Raw genomic sequence first — 18472 nt, forward strand, 5'->3', positions numbered from 1 at the left:
GCGACGCGGTCCGCGGCGGCGCGACCGCTGACGAAGCCTCTCGTGGGGGTGTCCGGATGACGGTCGACATGGTGGACCCGGCGCAGGAGCGGCTGCGGCGTTGGCGGCTGGTGCTCGGGGGTGACGCCGCCGACGGGACGGGGTGTGCGCTCGGTGGGCGGGATGCGGCGATGGACGGGGCGCTCGGCGCGCTGTACGGGAAGGGGGACAGGCAGGGGCAGTCGGGGCGGGAGCGTTCCGCGGGGCTGGGGGCTTCGGCGCCGTCCGTGGCGCGGTGGCTGGGGGACATCCGGACGTACTTCCCGTCCTCCGTCGTGCAGGTGATGCAGCGTGACGCGATCGAGCGGCTCGGTCTCGCCACCCTGCTGCTCGAGCCGGAGATGCTGGAGGCGGTGGAGGCCGATGTGCATCTCGTCGGCACGTTGCTCTCGCTCAACAAGGCGATGCCGGAGACGACGAAGGAGACGGCACGGGCCGTGGTCCGCAAGGTCGTCGAGGATCTCGAGAAGCGGCTCGCCACGCGCACTCGGGCGACCCTCACCGGCGCCCTCGACCGCAACGCCCGTATCAGCCGGCCCCGCCACCACGACATCGACTGGAACCGCACGATCGCGGCGAACCTCAAGCACTACCTGCCGGAGTACCGGACGATCGTGCCGGAGCGGCTCATCGGGTACGGGCGGGCGTCGCAGTCGGTGAAGAAGGAGGTCATCCTCTGCATCGACCAGTCGGGGTCGATGGCGGCGTCGGTCGTCTACGCGTCCGTGTTCGGGGCGGTGCTCGCCTCCATGCGGTCCATCAACACCCGGCTCGTGGTCTTCGACACCGCGGTGGTCGACCTCACCGACCAGCTCGACGATCCGGTCGACGTCCTGTTCGGCACCCAGCTCGGCGGCGGCACGGACATCAACCGGGCGCTCGCGTACTGCCAGTCGCAGATCACCCGGCCCGCCGAGACGGTGGTCGTGCTGATCAGCGACCTGTACGAGGGCGGCATACGGAACGAGATGCTGAAGCGGGTGGCGGCGATGAAGGCGTCGGGGGTGCAGTTCGTGACGCTGCTCGCGCTGTCCGACGAAGGGGCTCCCGCGTACGACAGGGAGCACGCGGCCGCGCTCGCCGCGCTGGGCGCACCGGCCTTCGCCTGTACCCCCGATCTGTTCCCGGAGGTGATGGCGGCGGCGATCGAGAAGCGGCCGATCCCCATCCCGGACACGGCATGACGGTGCACGACGGGGGAACGAGCCGGGGCCGGAAGCGAGAGGAACAACAGCGAATCGGTGGTGATTTGTCGACCCAGCGACATCCGAATTGAGACAGCAAAACGGACATGAGTCGCATCGGTAACGGGGGGCTTGCGTAACCTCCGCACTGCCGTGCGAGTATCGGTGCCTCGTCAGCGGTGCGTCGCGCACCGCTCGTCCGTACCGCGTCGCACCGACTTCGTCGCTCGTCACGCGTGATTCGTTCCGCCGCACGGGAGGACCACCCTCTTGACCTGGCCGGCCGCACTGCCCGGTGCCGCTCTGCGCAGCCTGCGCACGGCGGTCGGGCGGCGTGCGCTGCAAGTGGCGCTGCTGGTGGGCGGGTTGTTCGCGCTCGGGTTCCTCTGCGGGGGACAGGCGAGCGCGGCGGAGGGCATACCGACGACGACGGCGACATCCGGGGCCGTTCCGGCGGATCCGGTGGACGGCGTCCGGTCGTTGACGAGCGGCGCGGTGGGGCGGTTGGCGAAGCCGTCGGCCGAAGCCGAGGTCCATCACACGGCACCCCGGACGGACGCCCTCCCGACGTCGGCCGACCCGACGTCGGTCGACGACAAGGTCCTCCGCCCGGTGACCGAGCACGTCGTCGGTGTCGTGGACGGCAAGGTCCTTCAGCCGGTCGGCGACCTGGTGGACACGGTGACCGGGCAACTGGCCGAGGCAGAGGCGCAGATGCCGCCACTGCCGAGCCTGCCGTCCCTGCCCGCGACCGAGCAGCCCGGCCTGCCTGGCCTTCCGGAGCTGCCGACCCTGCCGGACCTGCCCGCGCTCCCGGGTCAGACGCTCCCGGACCAGACACCGCCGGCGACGACACCGCAGCCGAAGTCCCCGGTGGCCGACTCGCCCCAGGGCGACGCCTCCGGAAAGCGCTCCGGCAAGGCAGCGGCCACGGCCGCCGTCTACGGTCCGCCGTCCGTCGCCGGTTCGGCAACGACGGGTGCGGCGTCGAAGACCGACGGGCACCGTGCCGTGCAGGGCGCCCACGACCCCGTACCGCAGCAGACGCCCGGCGACGACCAGAGCGGTGCGCTGGGCAACCGGGCGACGGCGGACAGCGGTTCGTCGCGGCACGGGGACGCGCACGCCGTGTCCCTGAACCACCGGACAGCGGTGCGGCTCGTGGCCGGTGCCGCTGTGTGTGCCGAGGCGTTCGAGACCCGGGACCGGCACCGGGACATTCCGGTTTCTCCGGCATAGGGCAGGACCCCCCGCCGTAGACCTGCCGCGCGGGGGCGGAACAGGTCTGCCCGTCGTCCGGACCTCCTTTGGAACACCGGACGGAAACCGTCGAAGCCGCATCCGACACCGCAGAACCCCGCCCCCGGGGCATCGCGGTCGGAAACCGGCACCGGAAGTGTCCCCAGCCATCCGAAGCACCGGAGCTCCGCCACGGACCTCCTCCTGAAAGCCCGCCGGACCCGGTTCCGCGGCTCGCCCGGACCCCTCGTCCCCGAGCCCGGCCGGACCTCGTCCCCACCCGCGGCGCTCAGGAGCCCGTCCGTCCCAGGTCTCCCGGGCGCTTCGGACCTCCCAGGATCTAAGGATCTGACGCACGTATGAACAAGAACATCCGCCGCTCCATCGTCATAGCCGCCGGCGTCACCGGCGCGTGGGCGCTCGGCTCCTCCGTGGCCAGTGCTGACGAACTTCCCGCCTCCTCGCTGTCCGTGTCCGACACGACGACCGACGTCACGGACGCCCTGACCGGCACGGTCGACGGCGTCGTCACCGAGGTGCAGGACACCGTCTCCGGCGTGACCTCGACGGTCGAGAACACCGCCGCGACGGCCACGCCCAAGGCGACCGACACGGTCTCCGACACGGCAGGCACCGCCACCACCGAGCAGGCCCGCCGGTACGTGGACGCGAAGGTCACCGTCCCGCAGACCAGCGCGACCTCGAACAAGGCCGCGAAGATCAAGGGCGCCGCGGCCATCCAGGGCGCGAAGGCCGCCCGGGCCGCGCAGGCGAAGGCCAAGGCCACAGCGGACGAGGCCGTCACCACCGCCCGGGCCACCGTCTCCGACGCGACCGCCCCGCAGGACGAGGTCGACTACCTCTTCGGCCCCCTCGCCGCGTTCGCCCCGGAGCTCGAGCGGGCCCTCGCCGGCGCCCAGACCAAGCTCCAGGGTGTCCAGTCGGCGGCCCGTACCCGGGCGCAGGGCGTCGACGGCGTCGTACAGACCAAGGCGCGGCAGACCGTCGCGGGCGCGGGCCGCACCGCCACCGGCGTGACCGGCGCCGCGCAGGCCACGGTCACCGGGGCCGAGGGACGCGCCGGCGACGTGCTCGCCGTCGCCCAGGGCGAGGCCGGAACCGTCACGACGGCCGCCGGGGCCACCGTCTCCTCCGTCCCGAGCCACATCACGGGCACGGTGGACGGGGTCCAGCAGCAGGTGGTCGGCACGGTGGCCGCCGTTCCGGGCACCGTCACCCCGGTCGTCGACGAGACGGTCGCGGCGACCGTGCCCCCGCTGGCCACCGCCGCCGTGAACGGGGTGGTCCCGGTCGCCGGTCAGACGGTCGCCGGTGTCGTCCCGACCGCCGAGCACGCCGTCGCCGGTGTCGTCCCGGTCGCCACCGGCACGGTGGAAGGGGTGAGCCCGGTCGCCCACGGCGTGGTCAACGGCGTCACCCCGGTCGTCGGCCACACGGTCGGCGAGGTCACCCCGGTCGTCGGCGGCACGGTCGCCGGTGTCGCGCGGACCGCCCACCACACCGTCGACGCCGCGACCGCCCTCGCCCACGGCGTCGTGGCCGACGTCCAGCCGGTCGCCGCCGGTGCCGTCACGGGCGTGGGGCAGACCGGCGGGACCGCCGTCCACGGCGTCCGGCCCATGGCCACCGCCACCGTCGGCGACGTCCACCACCTCGCCGGTGGGGCCGTCCACGGCTTCGCCCCCGTCGCCACCGGCGCGGTCGCCGACCTCCACCCCGTCGTCGACGGCGTCGTCACCGACGTACCCGCCTACGCCACCGGTCTCGTCGGTCAGGTCGCCGTCGATGCCACCGGTGCCGTGCTGCCGCCGGTCGCGAATGCCGCCGTGCACGGCGTGGGCCCGGTCGCGGGGCAGGCCGTCGCGGACGTGGACGGGCTGGCGTACGGCGTGGTCGGCGACGCCCGGCCCGTCGTGGGTGGCGTCGCGCCGCTCGCGTACGGCGTGGCCGGGCACACCGCCGATCTGGCGTACGGCGTGACCGCGGAGGCCCAGTCCTTCGCGCAGGGGGTCGCGCAGCCCGTCGTCGGCCTCGTCCAGCCCGTCGTGCAGGGCGTCACGAGCAGCGCCGGGAACCTCGCGTACGGCGTCACGGGTGACGTGGCCCCCTTCGCGTACGGCGTCGTCGGTGACGTGGCGCCCGTCGTCGGCGGTGTCGCACCCGTCGTCGGGCACACGGTCGACGGCGTGACCCCGCTCGCCGGGAACGCCGTCGCCGGTGTCCAGGGCGTCGCCGAGTCGATCACGCCGGGCTACGCGCAGCAGTACGGCGGCACGTACAACGCCTGACCGTCCCCCACCACCGTCGCTCAGGGCGGCGGACCGACCGACTCCGTGAGGGCGCAGGACCCGGACGGCCGAAAGCCATCGGCTTGTCCGGCCGACACCTCACGGACGGGGCGGAGCGGTCCCCATTGGGGTGGGGATCGACCGCCCTGCGCCCCCTAAGGGGCTGCTCAAGGGGCCTCACCGGGTCAACCCCAGCCCGGTGAGGCCCTTCCCCGTGACCCCCTCGGCCCCTCACATCTGGCACAGCGTGCCAGTGAGGGCGGCATCATGTGACAGGTATCACCGCTCAGGTGTGACCCTCGATTTAGGGGCCCCCTGCAAGCAGCGATAACCTGCGAGACGGACATGCCGCGCGCTCGGACACCGTGTGCGCCTCCCTTGTGACAGACGGCGGACGTCACGTTGCCCATCGCGGCACGCCCACGCATCCAACGAACCGCGAGATCACTGATAGGGACGGAAGCGCGTGGACCTGTTCGAGTACCAGGCGAGGGACCTCTTCGCCAAGCACGATGTACCGGTGCTGGCCGGTGAAGTCATCGACACGCCTGAGGCGGCCCGCGCAGCCACCGAGCGTCTCGGTGGCAAGTCCGTCGTCAAGGCCCAGGTGAAGGTCGGTGGCCGCGGCAAGGCCGGCGGCGTGAAGCTGGCGGCGACCACCGACGAGGCGGTCGAGCACGCGACCAACATCCTCGGCATGGACATCAAGGGCCACACGGTCCACAAGGTGATGATCGCCGAGACGGCCCCGGAGATCCTGGAGGAGTACTACGTCTCCTTCCTCCTGGACCGCGCCAACCGCACCTTCCTCTCCATCGCGTCCGTCGAGGGCGGCATGGAGATCGAGGAGGTGGCGGAGACCCGCCCCGAGGCCGTCGCCAAGACGCCGATCGACGCCAACGTGGGTGTGACCCCCGAGGTCGCCCGCCAGATCGTCGAGGCCGCGAACTTCCCGGCCGAGGTCGCCGACAAGGTCGAGAACGTCCTTGTCACCCTGTGGAAGACCTTCATCGAGGAGGACGCCCTCCTCGTCGAGGTCAACCCGCTGGCCAAGGTCGCCTCCGGTGACGTCATCGCCCTGGACGGCAAGGTCTCCCTCGACGAGAACGCCGAGTTCCGTCAGCCGGGACACGAGGCCCTCCAGGACAAGGACGCGGCCAACCCCCTCGAGGCCGCCGCCAAGGAGAAGAACCTCAACTACGTCAAGCTCGACGGCGAGGTCGGCATCATCGGCAACGGCGCGGGGCTCGTCATGAGCACCCTGGACGTCGTCGCGTACGCCGGTGAGAACCACGGCGGCGTGAAGCCGGCCAACTTCCTCGACATCGGCGGTGGCGCCTCCGCCGCCGTCATGGCGAACGGCCTGGAGATCATCCTCGGCGACCCGGACGTCAAGTCCGTGTTCGTCAACGTCTTCGGTGGCATCACCGCCTGTGACGAGGTCGCCAACGGCATCGTCCAGGCGCTGCAGCTGCTCGCCGACAAGGGCGAGGAAGTCACCAAGCCGCTGGTCGTCCGTCTGGACGGCAACAACGCCGAGCTGGGTCGCAAGATCCTCTCCGACGCCAACCACCCGCTGGTCCAGCGCGTGGACACCATGGACGGCGCGGCCGACAAGGCCGCCGAGCTCGCGGCTGCGAAGTAAGGACGAGGGAAAACAGCCATGGCTATCTTCCTCAACAAGGACAGCAAGGTCATCGTCCAGGGCATGACCGGTGCCACGGGCATGAAGCACACCAAGCTCATGCTGGCCGACGGCACGAACATCGTCGGTGGCGTGAACCCGCGCAAGGCGGGCACGTCCGTCGACATCGACGGCAACGAGATCCCGGTCTTCGGCACGGTCGCCGAGGCGATCGAGAAGACGGGCGCGAACGTATCCGTCCTCTTCGTACCGCCGGCCTTCGCCAAGGCCGCCGTGGTCGAGGCGATCGACGCCGAGATCCCGCTCGCGGTCGTCATCACCGAGGGCATCGCGGTCCACGACTCGGCCGCGTTCTACGCGTACGCCGTGTCGCAGGGCAACAAGACCCGGATCATCGGCCCGAACTGCCCCGGTCTCATCACGCCGGGCCAGTCGAACGCCGGCATCATCCCGGGCGACATCACCAAGCCGGGCCGCATCGGTCTGGTCTCGAAGTCCGGCACGCTGACGTACCAGATGATGTACGAGCTGCGTGACATCGGCTTCTCGTCCGCCGTCGGCATCGGTGGCGACCCGATCATCGGTACGACGCACATCGACGCGCTCGCCGCGTTCGAGGCCGACCCCGACACCGACCTGATCGTCATGATCGGTGAGATCGGTGGCGACGCCGAGGAGCGTGCGGCCGCGTTCATCGCGGAGAACGTGAAGAAGCCGGTCGTCGGCTACGTCGCGGGCTTCACCGCGCCCGAGGGCAAGACCATGGGCCACGCCGGCGCCATCGTCTCCGGCTCCTCCGGCACGGCCGCCGCGAAGAAGGAGGCCCTCGAGGCCGCGGGTGTCAAGGTCGGCAAGACGCCGACCGAGACGGCGAAGCTGGCGCGGGAGATCCTCGCCGGCTGAGCAGGTACCTGGCTGAACGTCCGATGGGCTCGCTCCGAGGGTTGGGGCGGGCCCATCGACGCGTTACGGGGTGCCGGGTCGGGTTGTGCGGCGGGTGCGGGCGCGTCGTGGCCCTGAGGTACGTGCACTGGACCCACGCTTTTAGGGGCGCGGGGAACTGCGCGACCAGCCCCCACCGGCCCGCAGGCTAACGACTCAGCGGCAGCACCCTCTCCGGGCCGCTCATCATTCCGCCCCGCAGCTTCTCCCGCAGCTCCGCCTCCGCCGCCGACAACGCGCCCTGCGCCACCCGCGGCGGCACCCCCTCGATCTCCGCACCCGGCGCGATCGGCGGCTCATAGTGCGTGGGTGCCGTCCGTACCGTCAGCGCCGTCGTCCCGATCAGCGCCACCGTGAAGGCAATGGCCGCCCGCGTCCAGAACCGCGCCCTGCGCTCACTCCCCGTCCGCACCGTCGGCGGCTTCGCGGCCCGCAGGCGTTCCGTCGAGGCGAGTTCGGTGAGCCGCCGGTGCAGCTCAGCGGGATCGGCCAGCGCAGGCAACCTCGTGGCGACCGCCTCGCGCGCGTGCAACAGCCGGTTCGCCGCCGCCGGCGTGCTCGCCTCGGTCTCCGCCGCGGTCTCGGGCAGGTCGAGGCCCACACCGTCGTACAACAGCAACGTGCGGCGGTACGGCGGTGGGAGCTTGAGGAGTACGTCCATCAGGGCGCGGTCCGACGCTTCGGCGGGCGGTGGCTCCGGGTGCCGGAATCTGGGGCGGAAGCGGTGCCAGGGGGAGAGGGCGTATTCGTACGCCGTGGCGCGCACCCAGCCCGCGGGGTCGCGGTCGACGGCCACTTCGGGCCAGCGCTGCCAGGCGAGTTGAAAGGCCCGCTCGACCGATTCGCGGGCGAGTTCGCGGCGCCCGGTGAGCAGATAGGACTGCCGGACGAGGGCCGGGGCGCAGAACGCGTACAGCGCGTCGAAGGCCTGAGCGGGGGTCAGGGGGACGGCCGGTCCCCCGGGTTCGGAAGACGACTCCTCTTGAGGGACCGTCACCTCTTGAGGAACCGTCACCTCGACCTCCGCCAAGGAGTCCAGCAGCTTCGCGTACGCCTCCCGTTTCCGGCCCCGCGGATTCGTACGGCCGGACTCCCACGCGCGGACCGTCTCGCGGGTGGCACCCACCCGTTCGGCGACCTGAGCCTGCGTCAAGGACCCGGCCTCGCGCAGGCGTCGGCGTTCCTTGGGCGGCGGGAGCGGGGTCGCAGGGCTCTGTGTCACAGGGGGCCTCTTCGTACGAAAAAGTACATAGTCGTATATTGGGCGACACTTCGGAGGTTCGCCTGTTGCGACGAGAAAGCGCGTGTCGTTGGGAGCATGGCGATCGTGATCCAGATGACCGTTCGCCGAGCACCCCAGTCGTCCCTGCTCACCCGGTTGCGGGACCGATCGCCCGGACTGGCCGCGAGCCTGCTGGCCGGCGTGCTGGCGGCGGGGCTCGGGCTCGGTTCGCTCGCCGTGCTGGTGATGGTGCTGTGGATCAGTTCGCCGTATCCGGACAGCGGGCCGGGCGGTGCGCTGCATGTCGCGGCGGCTCTGTGGCTGGTGGCGCACGGGGCGGAACTGGTGCGAACCAACACGCTGTCCGGGGTTCCGGCGCCGGTGGGGGTGACGCCGTTGCTGCTGGTCGTGCTGCCGGTGTGGCTGGTGCATCGGGCGGCGCGGGACGCGGTGGACGACTCCACGGAGGCTTCGGGATGGACGGCGTTCGCGGGGGTGGCCCTCGGCTATCTCGCCGTCGGGACGGGGGTCGCGCTGTATGCGGCGGGCGGTGCTCTGCGGCCGGCGTGGGTGTGGGCGGCAGTGTGCGTGCCGCTGGTCGTGATGCTGGCGGCGGGCGCGGGGGTCTGGACGGCGTACGGCCGCCCGCGCGAACCGGTGGACGGTGCGCTGCTGTTGCTTCCCGCGGGGGTACGGCGTCTGCTTCTCGGCCCCGACGCCCGCCGCCGTCTCGGCACGGCGGCGCGGGCCGCGGGCGCGGGGGTGGCGGTCCTGGTGGGCGGTGGTGCGCTGCTCCTGGGAACGTCCCTGGTGTGGCACGGCGACGCGACGCGGCTCTCCTTCCTCCAGTTGACGGAGGGCTGGTCGGGCCGGTTCGCGGTGCTGCTGTTGTGCGTGGCGCTGGTGCCGAACGCGGCCGTCTGGTCGGCGTCGTATGCGCTGGGGCCGGGCTTCGTCCTGGGGGCGGGGCATGTGGTGGGGCCCCTGTCCTCCGCCCCCGCACCTCTCCTGCCGCCGTTCCCGCTGCTGGCGGCGGTGCCGGGGACGGGGACGGGGACGTGGGTGAGCTGGGCGGCCGCGGGGGTGCCGGTGGTGGCCGGGGTGACGGTGGGGTGGTTCGTGGGGCGGGCGGGGAGTCGGAGAGCGGATGAGGGGGGTGGGGTGCTCGCCGGAGGGCGGGGTGGGGGTGCCGTTGGAGCGACGGCCGGGGCGTCTGTCTTGGCGCCGGGCAAGGGTGTCGGCGCACAGGCGAAGGGCGCGGACGGGGGTGCCGTGGCGAGGGGTGCCGGGCAGGTGGGCGACCGGTCGGGGCACGGGTCCGCCGCGCCCTGGTCACGTGGCCGGACCGCCGGTACCACCGGGCTCGCGGCCCTCCTGTGCGCGGCCGCCGTCGCGACGCTCGCCGCACTCGCGGGCGGACCGCTCGGAGTCGCCGCACTCGCCTGGTTCGGTCCGGTGTGGTGGCTGACGGGAGCGGCGGCGCTGGCGTGGACCTCGGTGGTGGCGATCCCCACGGCCCTGGGGCTACGGGCGTGGCGGTGCCGGGAGCGGCGGGTGCGGAAGCCGAGGAGCGGGAAGGCGCAGGCGCGCGGGACGGGCACGGACGTACCCGAGCGTGGGCACGGCGGGGCGAGTCCGGAGACGGGCGGGTCGCGGGGGACAGGGCTGGGGCCGCTGTGGACGGAGACGCGGGAGCCCGGGGCCGGCGGCGCGGGAACGGAGACGGTGGCGCGCCCATCGGAGATCGGTGGGGGACACGAATCCGGGGCCGGTGAGCCCCAGGCGTCCGGAGGCCGGGCACGCGGCTGGCTCCGGCGGAAGAGGGACGCCGGTCAGGCGGTTCCGAAGCTCTCGGCGGCGGCCGGGACCCCGGAGGCCCCCTCGGACGACCGGCCCTCCCCGGGCCACGGGGCCGGCCCATCCGCCACGAAGCCCTCGCCTCGCCGCTGGTTCTCCCGCAGAAAGCCCGCCGACCAACCGCCCCCGACGCCCGCCACGCCCTACGGCCCCGGCGACGACGACCCCGCCTTCGAGCCGTACGACTTCCTGCCCGCCGACCCCTACCCGGCCCCGGCGACCCTCCCCCACCCTCCGGGCGGGGGGACCCCCACCTCGCTTCGCTCGCCCTGGCACGGCGACGCCTCCCGCGAGACCCGCTGGGCGGCGCTCAAGGAGGCGTCGACACCGTCGGACCCGCCGGAGGCCCCGTGATCGCGGGGTGCGCCGGGCGCCGCTCCCCGCGTCAGCCGGGGGCCAGGATGTCCCGGAGTTTCTCCGGTACGAGCTGGCTGCAGGACTGCTTGGCCTCGTTGGTGAGGGCGTCGCTCGTGCAGGTGTAGTAGTCGCTGTAGACCAGGTGCAGGACGAACGTCGCCGTCACCACCGCGATCGCCAGCGACGAGGTGACCAGGCCGCTGATGGCAGCCGTCCGCTGGGGGCGGCCGCCCGATTCGGGCGCCGGGGTGTCCGGGTCGGGGGTGCGCGGCTTGGCGCGCAGCGCGCTGATGCCCCAGTACAGGGCGAGCGAGCCGAGCAGCAGGGCGACGTACGGCCAGCTGAAGAGGGCGAAGAAGAACGCCCACATACCGCTCAGGAGCGAGTAGCGCGCGCGGCGCTGACCCGGGTCGGTCGGGTCCCATCGCATGCCCGTGCCGGGTCCGGGACCGCCCGGGCCCTCGGGTCCGGGACCGCCGCCGGGGCGCTCGCCGAAGCCGCCGGAGGAGCGGCCCGGCTGACGGTCGCTCCACTGGCCGCCCCAGGGGGAGCGGGCGCTGTCGTCGTCGGAGGAGGAGTCGTCCGCCGGGCGCCGCGGCTGCCACGGACGGTCCGGGGTGCCCTCCGGCGGCGGCGCGAAGGGGTTGTCCTCCTCCGCCTTACTGTCCGGCTTGTCGGAGGGCGCGTCGGGCGGAGAGGCAGGGCGCTCCCGCAGCAGCACGCCGCGGTGCTCCCCTCCCTGCACCGACTGCGGGGGGAGCGTGAGGAGTCGCAGGCTGCGGTCCGGCATCAAGTGAGCGTCTTCCCCTAGGTGATACGACGTCTTACGGCGGTCTGGCGTGAGCCTTCACTTCGGAAACGCACCGCACGACGACCACGTTCCCGACTCGGGCCCTCCCAGACGCTACCTTCCGGCCACGCCCCCGTCCCGTGGGGGCCGCCCGGAGTGCCGGTATCGTTGCTGGCGTTCGGCCGCTTCGTAGACTTCCCCGTATCCCGGGGCGCGAAGCATTCGTACGAACGTACATACGGTCGACCGTACGGAAAACGCTCCCCCGAGAAAGGGCCCCACCGTGGCCGCCAAGCCCGTGGCCAAGCGCCTCGTCGTGCTGGTCTCCGGATCCGGCACCAACCTCCAGGCGCTCCTCGACACCATCGGCCAGGCAGGCTCGGAGGCCTACGGCGCCGAGATCGTGGCCGTAGGAGCCGACCGCGACGGCATCGAGGGGCTCGCCCGTGCCGAGCGCGCCGGGATCCCCACCTTCGTGTGCAAGGTCAGGGACCACGGGACCCGCGAGGAGTGGGACGCCGCGCTGGCCGAGGCGACCGCCGCGTACGAGCCCGACCTGGTGGTGTCCGCCGGGTTCATGAAGGTCGTGGGCAAGGAGTTCCTCGCGCGCTACGGCGGGCGGTTCGTGAACACCCACCCCGCGCTGCTGCCCAGTTTTCCCGGCGCCCACGGCGTCCGTGACGCGCTCGCGTACGGCGCCCGGGTCACCGGCTGCACCGTCCACTTCGTCGACGAAGGCGTCGACACCGGACCGATCATCGCGCAAGGCGTGGTGGAGGTCCGGGACGAGGACGACGAGAGCGCTCTGCACGAGCGCATCAAGGAAGTCGAGCGAAGGCTGCTCGTCGATGTCGTGGGGCGGCTAGCCCGCAACGGCTATCGCATTGAGGGACGAAAGGTAGTTATCCAGTGACCGCCGAGAGCAACAAGCGGGCCATCCGACGGGCGCTCGTCAGCGTCTACGACAAGACGGGTCTGGAAGACCTCGCGCGCGGCCTGCACGAGGCGGGCGTGGAGCTCGTCTCCACCGGGTCCACCGCGGGCCGTATCGCCGCCGCCGGCGTCCCCGTCACCAAGGTCGAGGAGCTCACCGGCTTCCCCGAGTGCCTGGACGGCCGCGTCAAGACGCTGCACCCGCGCGTGCACGCCGGCATCCTCGCCGACCTGCGCCTGGAGGACCACCAGCGGCAGCTGGCCGAGCTGGGCGTCGAGCCGTTCGACCTGGTCGTCGTCAACCTCTACCCGTTCCGCGAGACCGTCGCCTCGGGCGCCTCGCCGGACGAGTGCGTGGAGCAGATCGACATCGGCGGTCCGTCGATGGTCCGCGCCGCCGCCAAGAACCACCCCTCGGTGGCCGTGGTCACCAGCCCCGCGCGGTACGCCGACGTCCTGAGCGCCGTCCAGGACGGCGGCTTCGACCTCGCCACCCGCAAGCGGCTCGCGGCCGAGGCCTTCCAGCACACCGCGTCCTACGACGTGGCGGTCGCCTCCTGGTTCGCGTCCTCCTACGCGCCCGTGGACGAGTCGCAGTTCCCCGACTTCCTGGGCGCCACCTGGGAGCGCAACAACACCCTCCGCTACGGCGAGAACCCGCACCAGCCGGCCGCGCTCTACGTCGACGGCAGCGGTGGCGGTCTCGCCGAGGCCGAGCAGCTGCACGGCAAGGAGATGTCGTACAACAACTACACGGACACGGACGCCGCCCGCCGTGCCGCGTACGACCACGACGAGCCTGCCGTCGCGATCATCAAGCACGCCAACCCCTGCGGTATCGCGGTCGGCGCGGACGTCGCCGAGGCGCACCGCAAGGCACACGCGTGTGACCCGCTGTCGGCGTTCGGCGGCGTGATCGCGGTCAACCGCCCGGTGTCGAAGGAGATGGCCGAGCAGGTCGCCGAGATCTTCACCGAGGTCATCGTCGCGCCGGACTACGAGGAGGGGGCCCTGGAGGCCCTCGCCAAGAAGAAGAACATCCGCGTCCTGAAGGCGCCGGCCGCCCCCGCGAACCCGGTCGAGCTCAAGCTCGTCGACGGCGGCGCGCTGCTCCAGGTCACCGACCGCCTCCAGGCGGACGGCGACGACCCGGCGAACTGGACGCTGGCGACGGGCGAGGCGCTGAGCGCGTCCGAGCTCGCCGAGCTGTCCTTCGCCTGGAAGGCCTGCCGCGCGGTGAAGTCCAACGCGATCCTCCTCGCCAAGGACGGCGCCTCGGTCGGCGTCGGCATGGGTCAGGTCAACCGCGTCGACTCCGCGAAGCTGGCCGTCGAGCGGGCCGGCACGGAGCGCGCGCAGGGTTCCTACGCCGCCTCCGACGCCTTCTTCCCCTTCCCCGACGGTCTGGAGATCCTCGTCGGGGCCGGCGTGAAGGCGGTCGTCCAGCCCGGCGGTTCGGTCCGTGACGAGCTGGTCGTCGAGGCCGCGAAGAAGGCGGGCGTGACGATGTACTTCACGGGGACGCGGCACTTCTTCCACTGAGTCGCGGGCGGTCCACGGGCGGCGGCGGGGTCTCATCCCGTCGCCGCCCTGCCGTTGTCAGTGCCGGGTGAGAGCCTGGCGGCATGATCGTGGAACGCGCGTACGCCCATGTGGCCGAGGACGAGCTGGGGCCCGGCGGCGGCCCGGTGTGGCCGTGGTCGGTGCCGTGCGTGCGGCAGTTGCTCGACGACGGACTGCGCTTCACCGCGCCGGTCACCTTCCTGGTCGGGGAGAACGGCTCGGGCAAGTCGACCCTCGTCGAGGCGCTGGCCGAGGCCTTCGGTCTCGATCCCTGGGGCGGGTCGGCAGGCCATCGCTACGCCGGTCCCCGGGAGCCGTCGGTCCTCGGCGGCCGGATGCGGTTCGAGGCGACCGTGGCCGGGCGCCGGATGCTGCGGGGCCCCCACACCCGCCGCCGGGGCTTCTTCCTGCGGGCCGAGACCGCGCTCGACGCCCTCGGCCGCGAACGGCACACGGGCCGCCTGTCCGGCACCCCGGACGAGATGAGCCACGGCGAGGGTTTCCTGATGGCGTTTCGCGAGCGCTTCCTCGATCCCGGCCTGTACGTCCTGGACGAGCCGGAGTCCGCGCTCTCCTTCGCCTCCTGCCTCGAACTCGTGGGCGTGCTCGACGACCTCTCCCGGACGGGCGCCCAGATCATCTGCGCCACTCACTCACCCCTGCTCACCGCACTGCCCGGCGCCGAGATCATCGAGGTCGGCGAGCACGGGATGCGCTCCGTCGAGTGGCACGAACTGGAGCTGGTCGAGCACTGGCGGCGCTATCTGAACGACCCGCGGGCGTATCTGCGCCACATAGTCGGCTAGGCGGCGGCTGGACGTCGGCCGGGTGGCGGCCGGGTGGCGGCTAGGTCGAACTCCGCAGCGCCGCCCACGTCTGAGGGCCCACCTTCCCGTCGACCTCCAGCCCCTTCGCGCCCTGGAACTGCTTGACCGCGGCCAGGGTGGCGTTGCCGAACCGGCCGTCCACGCCCGCGTCTCCGACGCTGTAGCCGCGTTTGGTGAGCATGCACTGGACCTGGACGACGCGTTGGCCCTTGTCGCCGTGCTTGGTGAGCTCGGTGCCGGAGTAGTAGGTGCAGTCGGAGATCCAGGCAGGGTCGGTGGGGGCGGTCTCGGTGACGGTGGCGGTCGGGGTGGGGGCGCCGCCGCCCGAGGTTCCGCCGGTGCCGCCGGCGGTGGCCGTCGCGGAGGGCGTGCCCGCGGCGCCGTCGTCGGATCCGGAGGTGCCGCCGTCCGACTCCGTCTGCTTCTCTCCCTCCTCCATCGCCTCCTTCTTCTCCTCCGCTGTGCTCGGGGAAGGGGAGGCGGAGGTGCCGGGCAGGGCCGAGGCCGCTTCGGCGTCCGAGGCGGGGCCGGTGCTGCTGCTCGCGGTCGGGGCGGCCGAGGCCGTCTCATCGTGGGACGGGCGGGTGAGGAAGAAGGCGCCCGCGGCCACAGCGACCACGGCGAGGCCCGCCACGAGAGCGAGGGCCGGCTTCTTCCGGCTGCGTCGGGCCTCGTTCTGATCGGGGGTGTACTGGCCGGGCGGTGTGGCAGGTTCGTACGCCCCGGCCGGTGTGGCCCCGTACGCCCCGGGCGGTGTGGCGGGTCCGTACGCCCCGGCCGGTGTGGCCCCGTACGCCCCGGGCGGGGTCGCGGGGCCGAAACCCGGGCCGGGGGCGGGAGTTACCGCCGGAGTCGCCGGTGCGCGGAGGTGAACGGTCTGCTCGGCCGAGGCCACTTCGAGTAAGTCGCAGCCTTCCTGGCGGTCGAGCAGGCGGCCGGCCAGGGGCTCCTGCCAGACGGGTGCCTCGCCCTTCAGCGCGGTCGCGGCGGCGGCGATCAGTTGCTGCGGGGTGGGGCGGCCGGCCGGGTCCTTGGCGAGGCAGGCGGTCAGCAGGGTGGCCAACGGGCCGTCCACGGGACCGAGTTCGGACATCACCTCCGCTTTCGGCTCCTCGAAGGCCACCCGGTGCATGACGTCGACCCCGGTCCCGTCGCCGAACGGGGCGTGCCCGGTGGCGGCGTAGATCAGCGTGCCCGCGAGGGAGAAGACGTCGGAGGCGCCGTCGCAGCGGCCCTCGCGCAGATACTCGGGGGACATGAACGCGGGCGTGCCGACCCGGCTGCCGGTGCCGGTGATCGCGCTGCTGTCGACGGCCTGCGAGATGCCGAAGTCGATGACGTGCACGCCCCGCGTGGACAGCAGCACGTTGGACGGCTTGAGATCCCGGTGTACGACCCCGGCGGCGGCCAGCGCCGAAAGGGCCTGTCCGAGCTCCGCGACCAGCCGCCACACACCGGTCGGTTCCAGCCTGCCGCCATGGCGTACGGCGTCGGCGAGGTTGATGCCGGGGACGTACTGGGTGGCCATCCAGAGCAGTTCGTGCTCGAACCCGGTGCCGAGCAGCCGCGGCGCGTGCGGGGTGTCGACCCGCCCGTGCACGGCGGCCTCGCGCTCGAACCGCCGCCGGAACTCCGGGTCCTCGGCGTACTCGGGCCGGATCACCTTCACCGCGGCGAGCCCCGCGGTGTCGTCGGCGGGCCGCGCCAGAAAGACCCGCCCCATCCCCCCGCTGCCGAGCCGCCCGAGCGGCACGTACGGTCCGATCCGGGCGGGGTCGGCGGGCTGCAGTGGGTCGGCGCCCGCCTGTATGAGCGCGGTGCGGTACGGCGGCGTGGGGTGCCGCTGGTCCGTCATTTGTCCCCCGAGTGCTGTTCTGCCTCAACGTGCCCAGGCCTCACGCCAGTTGAGGTGAGGCTAGCGTGCCGGGGCCGGGGGGATCGGGCGTATGTGCGAGAAGGCTACTTGCAGGTGCGCTTGGTGTAGGAGGCAGAGTGCCGCCGTCCTGCTTGAGCGCGTACCGCCCCTTGGTGTTGCGGAACAGCTCGAACTTGGTCTTCTGGCCCACGTACACCAGGTGCAGGGTGGACAGGGTCCCCTCGTCCTTCCATTCGTTGTGGTGCGTGCCGGACCCGTTGATGAGTCCGGCGGAGGCCGGCGTTGTACGTGCTGTGTGCCACGTGCTGAGTGCCGCCTTCCGGCGGCACACACATCACTCTGCTCACTCTGCTGGGAGTACCGGGCGAGCAGTACCTATAACTGTTCAGGTAGCCGCCGTGCGGCCCGGATCGCCCGGGAAAAGGGCTTCGGCCCGCCGGTCGGAACCGGCGGGCCGAAGAGGGGTCGCTGCCGGCTCAGCTGCAGCTGCTGTTGTTCTTGTAGCTCGCGTACTGCCACTGGCTGTTGTGGTAGATGCGGTACTTGCCGTCCGACGTGCGGAAGATGTCGAAGTAGTAACGGCTGCCGTGGTAACGGACCTTGTACTTCGTGGCCGAGGTCGAGCCGGTGCTGCGGTACTCCAGCTCACCCGCTCCGGTCGACGAGTTCCACTTGTCGTCCGCCGCGCCGAACGTCTTCTTGCCGACGATGCCGTCCTGCGTCAGACCCCAGGCCTTCTGCAGCTGCTTGGTGGCGTACTTGGTGTTCGCACCGAACTTGCCGTCGACATCGGCCTTGTCGAACTGCGTGCCGTTGCTCTCCTTGACGCCCTCGGCGTACAGGATGATCTGCCAGAAGCAGGTCGCGTTGGAGTCCTTGTGGGCCGAGGTCGACAGGGTGCCCTCGTCGGCGAAGTCGTCGTAGAACGAACCGCCGCCGCTGACATAGCCGTTGGAGGCGGACGCGGAGGCGGGCGAGGCGCTGACGGCCAGCGCGCCCGCGGCCGCGGCGCTCACCGCGGCGACGGCCAGACGGGCCCGGGTGGTACGGAAGTTCATGGTGTTCCTTCCCCGTTGGTGGTTCTCGCCCTGGACGCCAGGAACGTCAAGTCCTGGTCATGCCAAGGCGAATACTGCGGGGTGATCATATATACGACTGCGATCGCGGGTGACCCTGCAACTTCCCAGGTGTACCGAGCGCGGACGACTCCCGAGAATGGCGACCGACCACAGGGAACGAACGGGGAAGGAATCACCATGCGCGCAGGGAAGAGGCTCGGAGCCGTGGCAGTCGCCGGCGCGATCGGGGCCGTCATGATCGCCGGCGGGCCCGCTTCGGCCACCGAGGACACCATCACGCGTACCTGCAACGGCATCAAGACGTTCTACGACGCCTACAGCAGCCGCACACTCGCCTACACCCAGAAGACGGGAACCTCGTGTGCGGGGCACGCCTGGGTCCGGGTCAAGACGAACGGGACCTGGAAGGGGTGGGTGCACAACGCGGACAAGGCCACGATCAAGAACTCCACGGGGAACTACCAGGCGTCCCAGCACAAGGGCTGTGAGGACTGCACGTCCATCACTCTGACCCCGTGAACAGTGACCGCGCCCGCCCGTGAGGGTCCGGAGCTCCCCCGTGCCGGCTCGTGCCGCGGTACGGAGGTCCGGCCACTGCGACCGGACCTCC

The 18472-nt window shown here is 72.1% G+C and carries 14 protein-coding genes; 10 read left to right on the plus strand and 4 right to left on the minus strand.

Translation table 11 applies throughout. The features are described from left to right. Nucleotides 1–56: 56 nt before the first annotated feature. The 5 genes from OHU89_RS30495 to sucD all read left to right on the plus strand — a co-directional run bounded on the left by OHU89_RS30495 (nucleotide 57) and on the right by sucD (nucleotide 7319). Nucleotides 57–1223 carry a VWA domain-containing protein gene (locus OHU89_RS30495; RefSeq protein WP_405647560.1) on the plus strand — a complete coding sequence of 389 codons (1167 nt, stop codon included), beginning with the start codon at nucleotides 57–59 and terminating at the stop codon, nucleotides 1221–1223. A gap of 270 nt (nucleotides 1224–1493) precedes the next feature. Further along, on the plus strand, nucleotides 1494–2462 hold the full coding sequence (locus tag OHU89_RS30500; RefSeq protein ID WP_405647562.1) for a hypothetical protein: 969 nt from the start codon (nucleotides 1494–1496) through the stop codon (nucleotides 2460–2462). A gap of 359 nt (nucleotides 2463–2821) precedes the next feature. After that, nucleotides 2822–4771: a hypothetical protein gene (locus OHU89_RS30505; RefSeq protein ID WP_405647564.1), complete on the plus strand. Its 1950-nt coding sequence runs from the start codon at nucleotides 2822–2824 to the stop codon at nucleotides 4769–4771. Between the two features lie 466 nt (nucleotides 4772–5237). After that, complete coding sequence (sucC, locus tag OHU89_RS30510) at nucleotides 5238–6416, plus strand: ADP-forming succinate--CoA ligase subunit beta (protein ID WP_266888871.1); 1179 nt, start codon at nucleotides 5238–5240, stop codon at nucleotides 6414–6416. Between the two features lie 18 nt (nucleotides 6417–6434). Continuing rightward, a complete protein-coding gene (sucD, locus tag OHU89_RS30515) occupies nucleotides 6435–7319 on the plus strand; it encodes a succinate--CoA ligase subunit alpha (protein ID WP_046261564.1) in 885 nt (294 codons plus the stop codon). Between the two features lie 187 nt (nucleotides 7320–7506). Here sucD and OHU89_RS30520 read toward each other — a convergent pair whose 3' ends face one another. After that, nucleotides 7507–8580 carry a sigma factor-like helix-turn-helix DNA-binding protein gene (locus tag OHU89_RS30520; protein ID WP_405647567.1) on the minus strand — a complete coding sequence of 358 codons (1074 nt, stop codon included), beginning with the start codon at nucleotides 8578–8580 and terminating at the stop codon, nucleotides 7507–7509. Nucleotides 8581–8676: 96 nt separating this feature from the next. Here OHU89_RS30520 and OHU89_RS30525 point away from each other — a divergent pair, with 96 nt between their 5' ends. Next, nucleotides 8677–10791, plus strand: a complete 2115-nt coding sequence (locus tag OHU89_RS30525; RefSeq protein ID WP_405647570.1) for a DUF6350 family protein — start codon at nucleotides 8677–8679, stop codon at nucleotides 10789–10791. Between the two features lie 31 nt (nucleotides 10792–10822). Here OHU89_RS30525 and OHU89_RS30530 read toward each other — a convergent pair whose 3' ends face one another. Next, complete coding sequence (locus tag OHU89_RS30530) at nucleotides 10823–11584, minus strand: hypothetical protein (protein WP_405647573.1); 762 nt, start codon at nucleotides 11582–11584, stop codon at nucleotides 10823–10825. Nucleotides 11585–11867: 283 nt separating this feature from the next. On the opposite strand from OHU89_RS30530, the gene purN reads away from it, so the two are divergent. From purN to OHU89_RS30545, 3 genes are all read left to right on the plus strand, one after another. After that, the gene (purN, locus tag OHU89_RS30535; protein ID WP_266888867.1) at nucleotides 11868–12497 is read left to right on the plus strand and encodes a phosphoribosylglycinamide formyltransferase; all 630 of its coding nucleotides are present in this window, start codon (nucleotides 11868–11870) and stop codon (nucleotides 12495–12497) included. Then, a complete protein-coding gene (gene purH, locus OHU89_RS30540) occupies nucleotides 12494–14059 on the plus strand; it encodes a bifunctional phosphoribosylaminoimidazolecarboxamide formyltransferase/IMP cyclohydrolase (RefSeq protein WP_405647575.1) in 1566 nt (521 codons plus the stop codon). Before purN ends, purH begins: the two co-directional genes overlap by 4 nt. Nucleotides 14060–14142: 83 nt before the next feature. Then, nucleotides 14143–14886 carry an AAA family ATPase gene (locus OHU89_RS30545; protein ID WP_405647577.1) on the plus strand — a complete coding sequence of 248 codons (744 nt, stop codon included), beginning with the start codon at nucleotides 14143–14145 and terminating at the stop codon, nucleotides 14884–14886. Nucleotides 14887–14926: 40 nt separating this feature from the next. On the opposite strand, the gene OHU89_RS30550 is transcribed toward OHU89_RS30545, so the two are convergent. Then, complete coding sequence (locus tag OHU89_RS30550) at nucleotides 14927–16762, minus strand: protein kinase domain-containing protein (protein ID WP_405647579.1); 1836 nt, start codon at nucleotides 16760–16762, stop codon at nucleotides 14927–14929. Between the two features lie 497 nt (nucleotides 16763–17259). Continuing rightward, nucleotides 17260–17841, minus strand: a complete 582-nt coding sequence (locus OHU89_RS30555; RefSeq protein ID WP_266888863.1) for a peptidoglycan-binding protein — start codon at nucleotides 17839–17841, stop codon at nucleotides 17260–17262. 198 nt (nucleotides 17842–18039) lie between these two features. Between OHU89_RS30555 and OHU89_RS30560 the strand changes: the two genes are divergently transcribed. Continuing rightward, nucleotides 18040–18381 (plus strand): hypothetical protein, encoded by a 342-nt coding sequence (locus OHU89_RS30560; protein ID WP_405647581.1) that lies wholly within the window; start codon nucleotides 18040–18042, stop codon nucleotides 18379–18381. Nucleotides 18382–18472 lie beyond the last annotated feature (91 nt).

This window comes from Streptomyces sp. NBC_00019 (genome assembly GCF_045041015.1).
Lineage (GTDB): Bacteria > Actinomycetota > Actinomycetes > Streptomycetales > Streptomycetaceae > Streptomyces.

Bases quoted from the DNA above. Each gene is read 5' to 3' on its own strand.
- OHU89_RS30495 (WP_405647560.1), top strand. From the start codon at position 57: ATGACGGTCGACATGGTGGACCCGGCGCAGGAGCGGCTGCGGCGTTGG.
- OHU89_RS30505 (WP_405647564.1), top strand. From the start codon at position 2,822: ATGAACAAGAACATCCGCCGCTCCATCGTCATAGCCGCCGGCGTCACC.
- sucD (WP_046261564.1), top strand. From the start codon at position 6,435: ATGGCTATCTTCCTCAACAAGGACAGCAAGGTCATCGTCCAGGGCATG.
- OHU89_RS30525 (WP_405647570.1), top strand. From the start codon at position 8,677: ATGGCGATCGTGATCCAGATGACCGTTCGCCGAGCACCCCAGTCGTCC.
- OHU89_RS30530 (WP_405647573.1), bottom strand. From the start codon at position 11,584: ATGCCGGACCGCAGCCTGCGACTCCTCACGCTCCCCCCGCAGTCGGTG.
- OHU89_RS30545 (WP_405647577.1), top strand. From the start codon at position 14,143: ATGATCGTGGAACGCGCGTACGCCCATGTGGCCGAGGACGAGCTGGGG.
- OHU89_RS30550 (WP_405647579.1), bottom strand. From the start codon at position 16,762: ATGACGGACCAGCGGCACCCCACGCCGCCGTACCGCACCGCGCTCATA.
- OHU89_RS30555 (WP_266888863.1), bottom strand. From the start codon at position 17,841: ATGAACTTCCGTACCACCCGGGCCCGTCTGGCCGTCGCCGCGGTGAGC.
- OHU89_RS30560 (WP_405647581.1), top strand. From the start codon at position 18,040: ATGCGCGCAGGGAAGAGGCTCGGAGCCGTGGCAGTCGCCGGCGCGATC.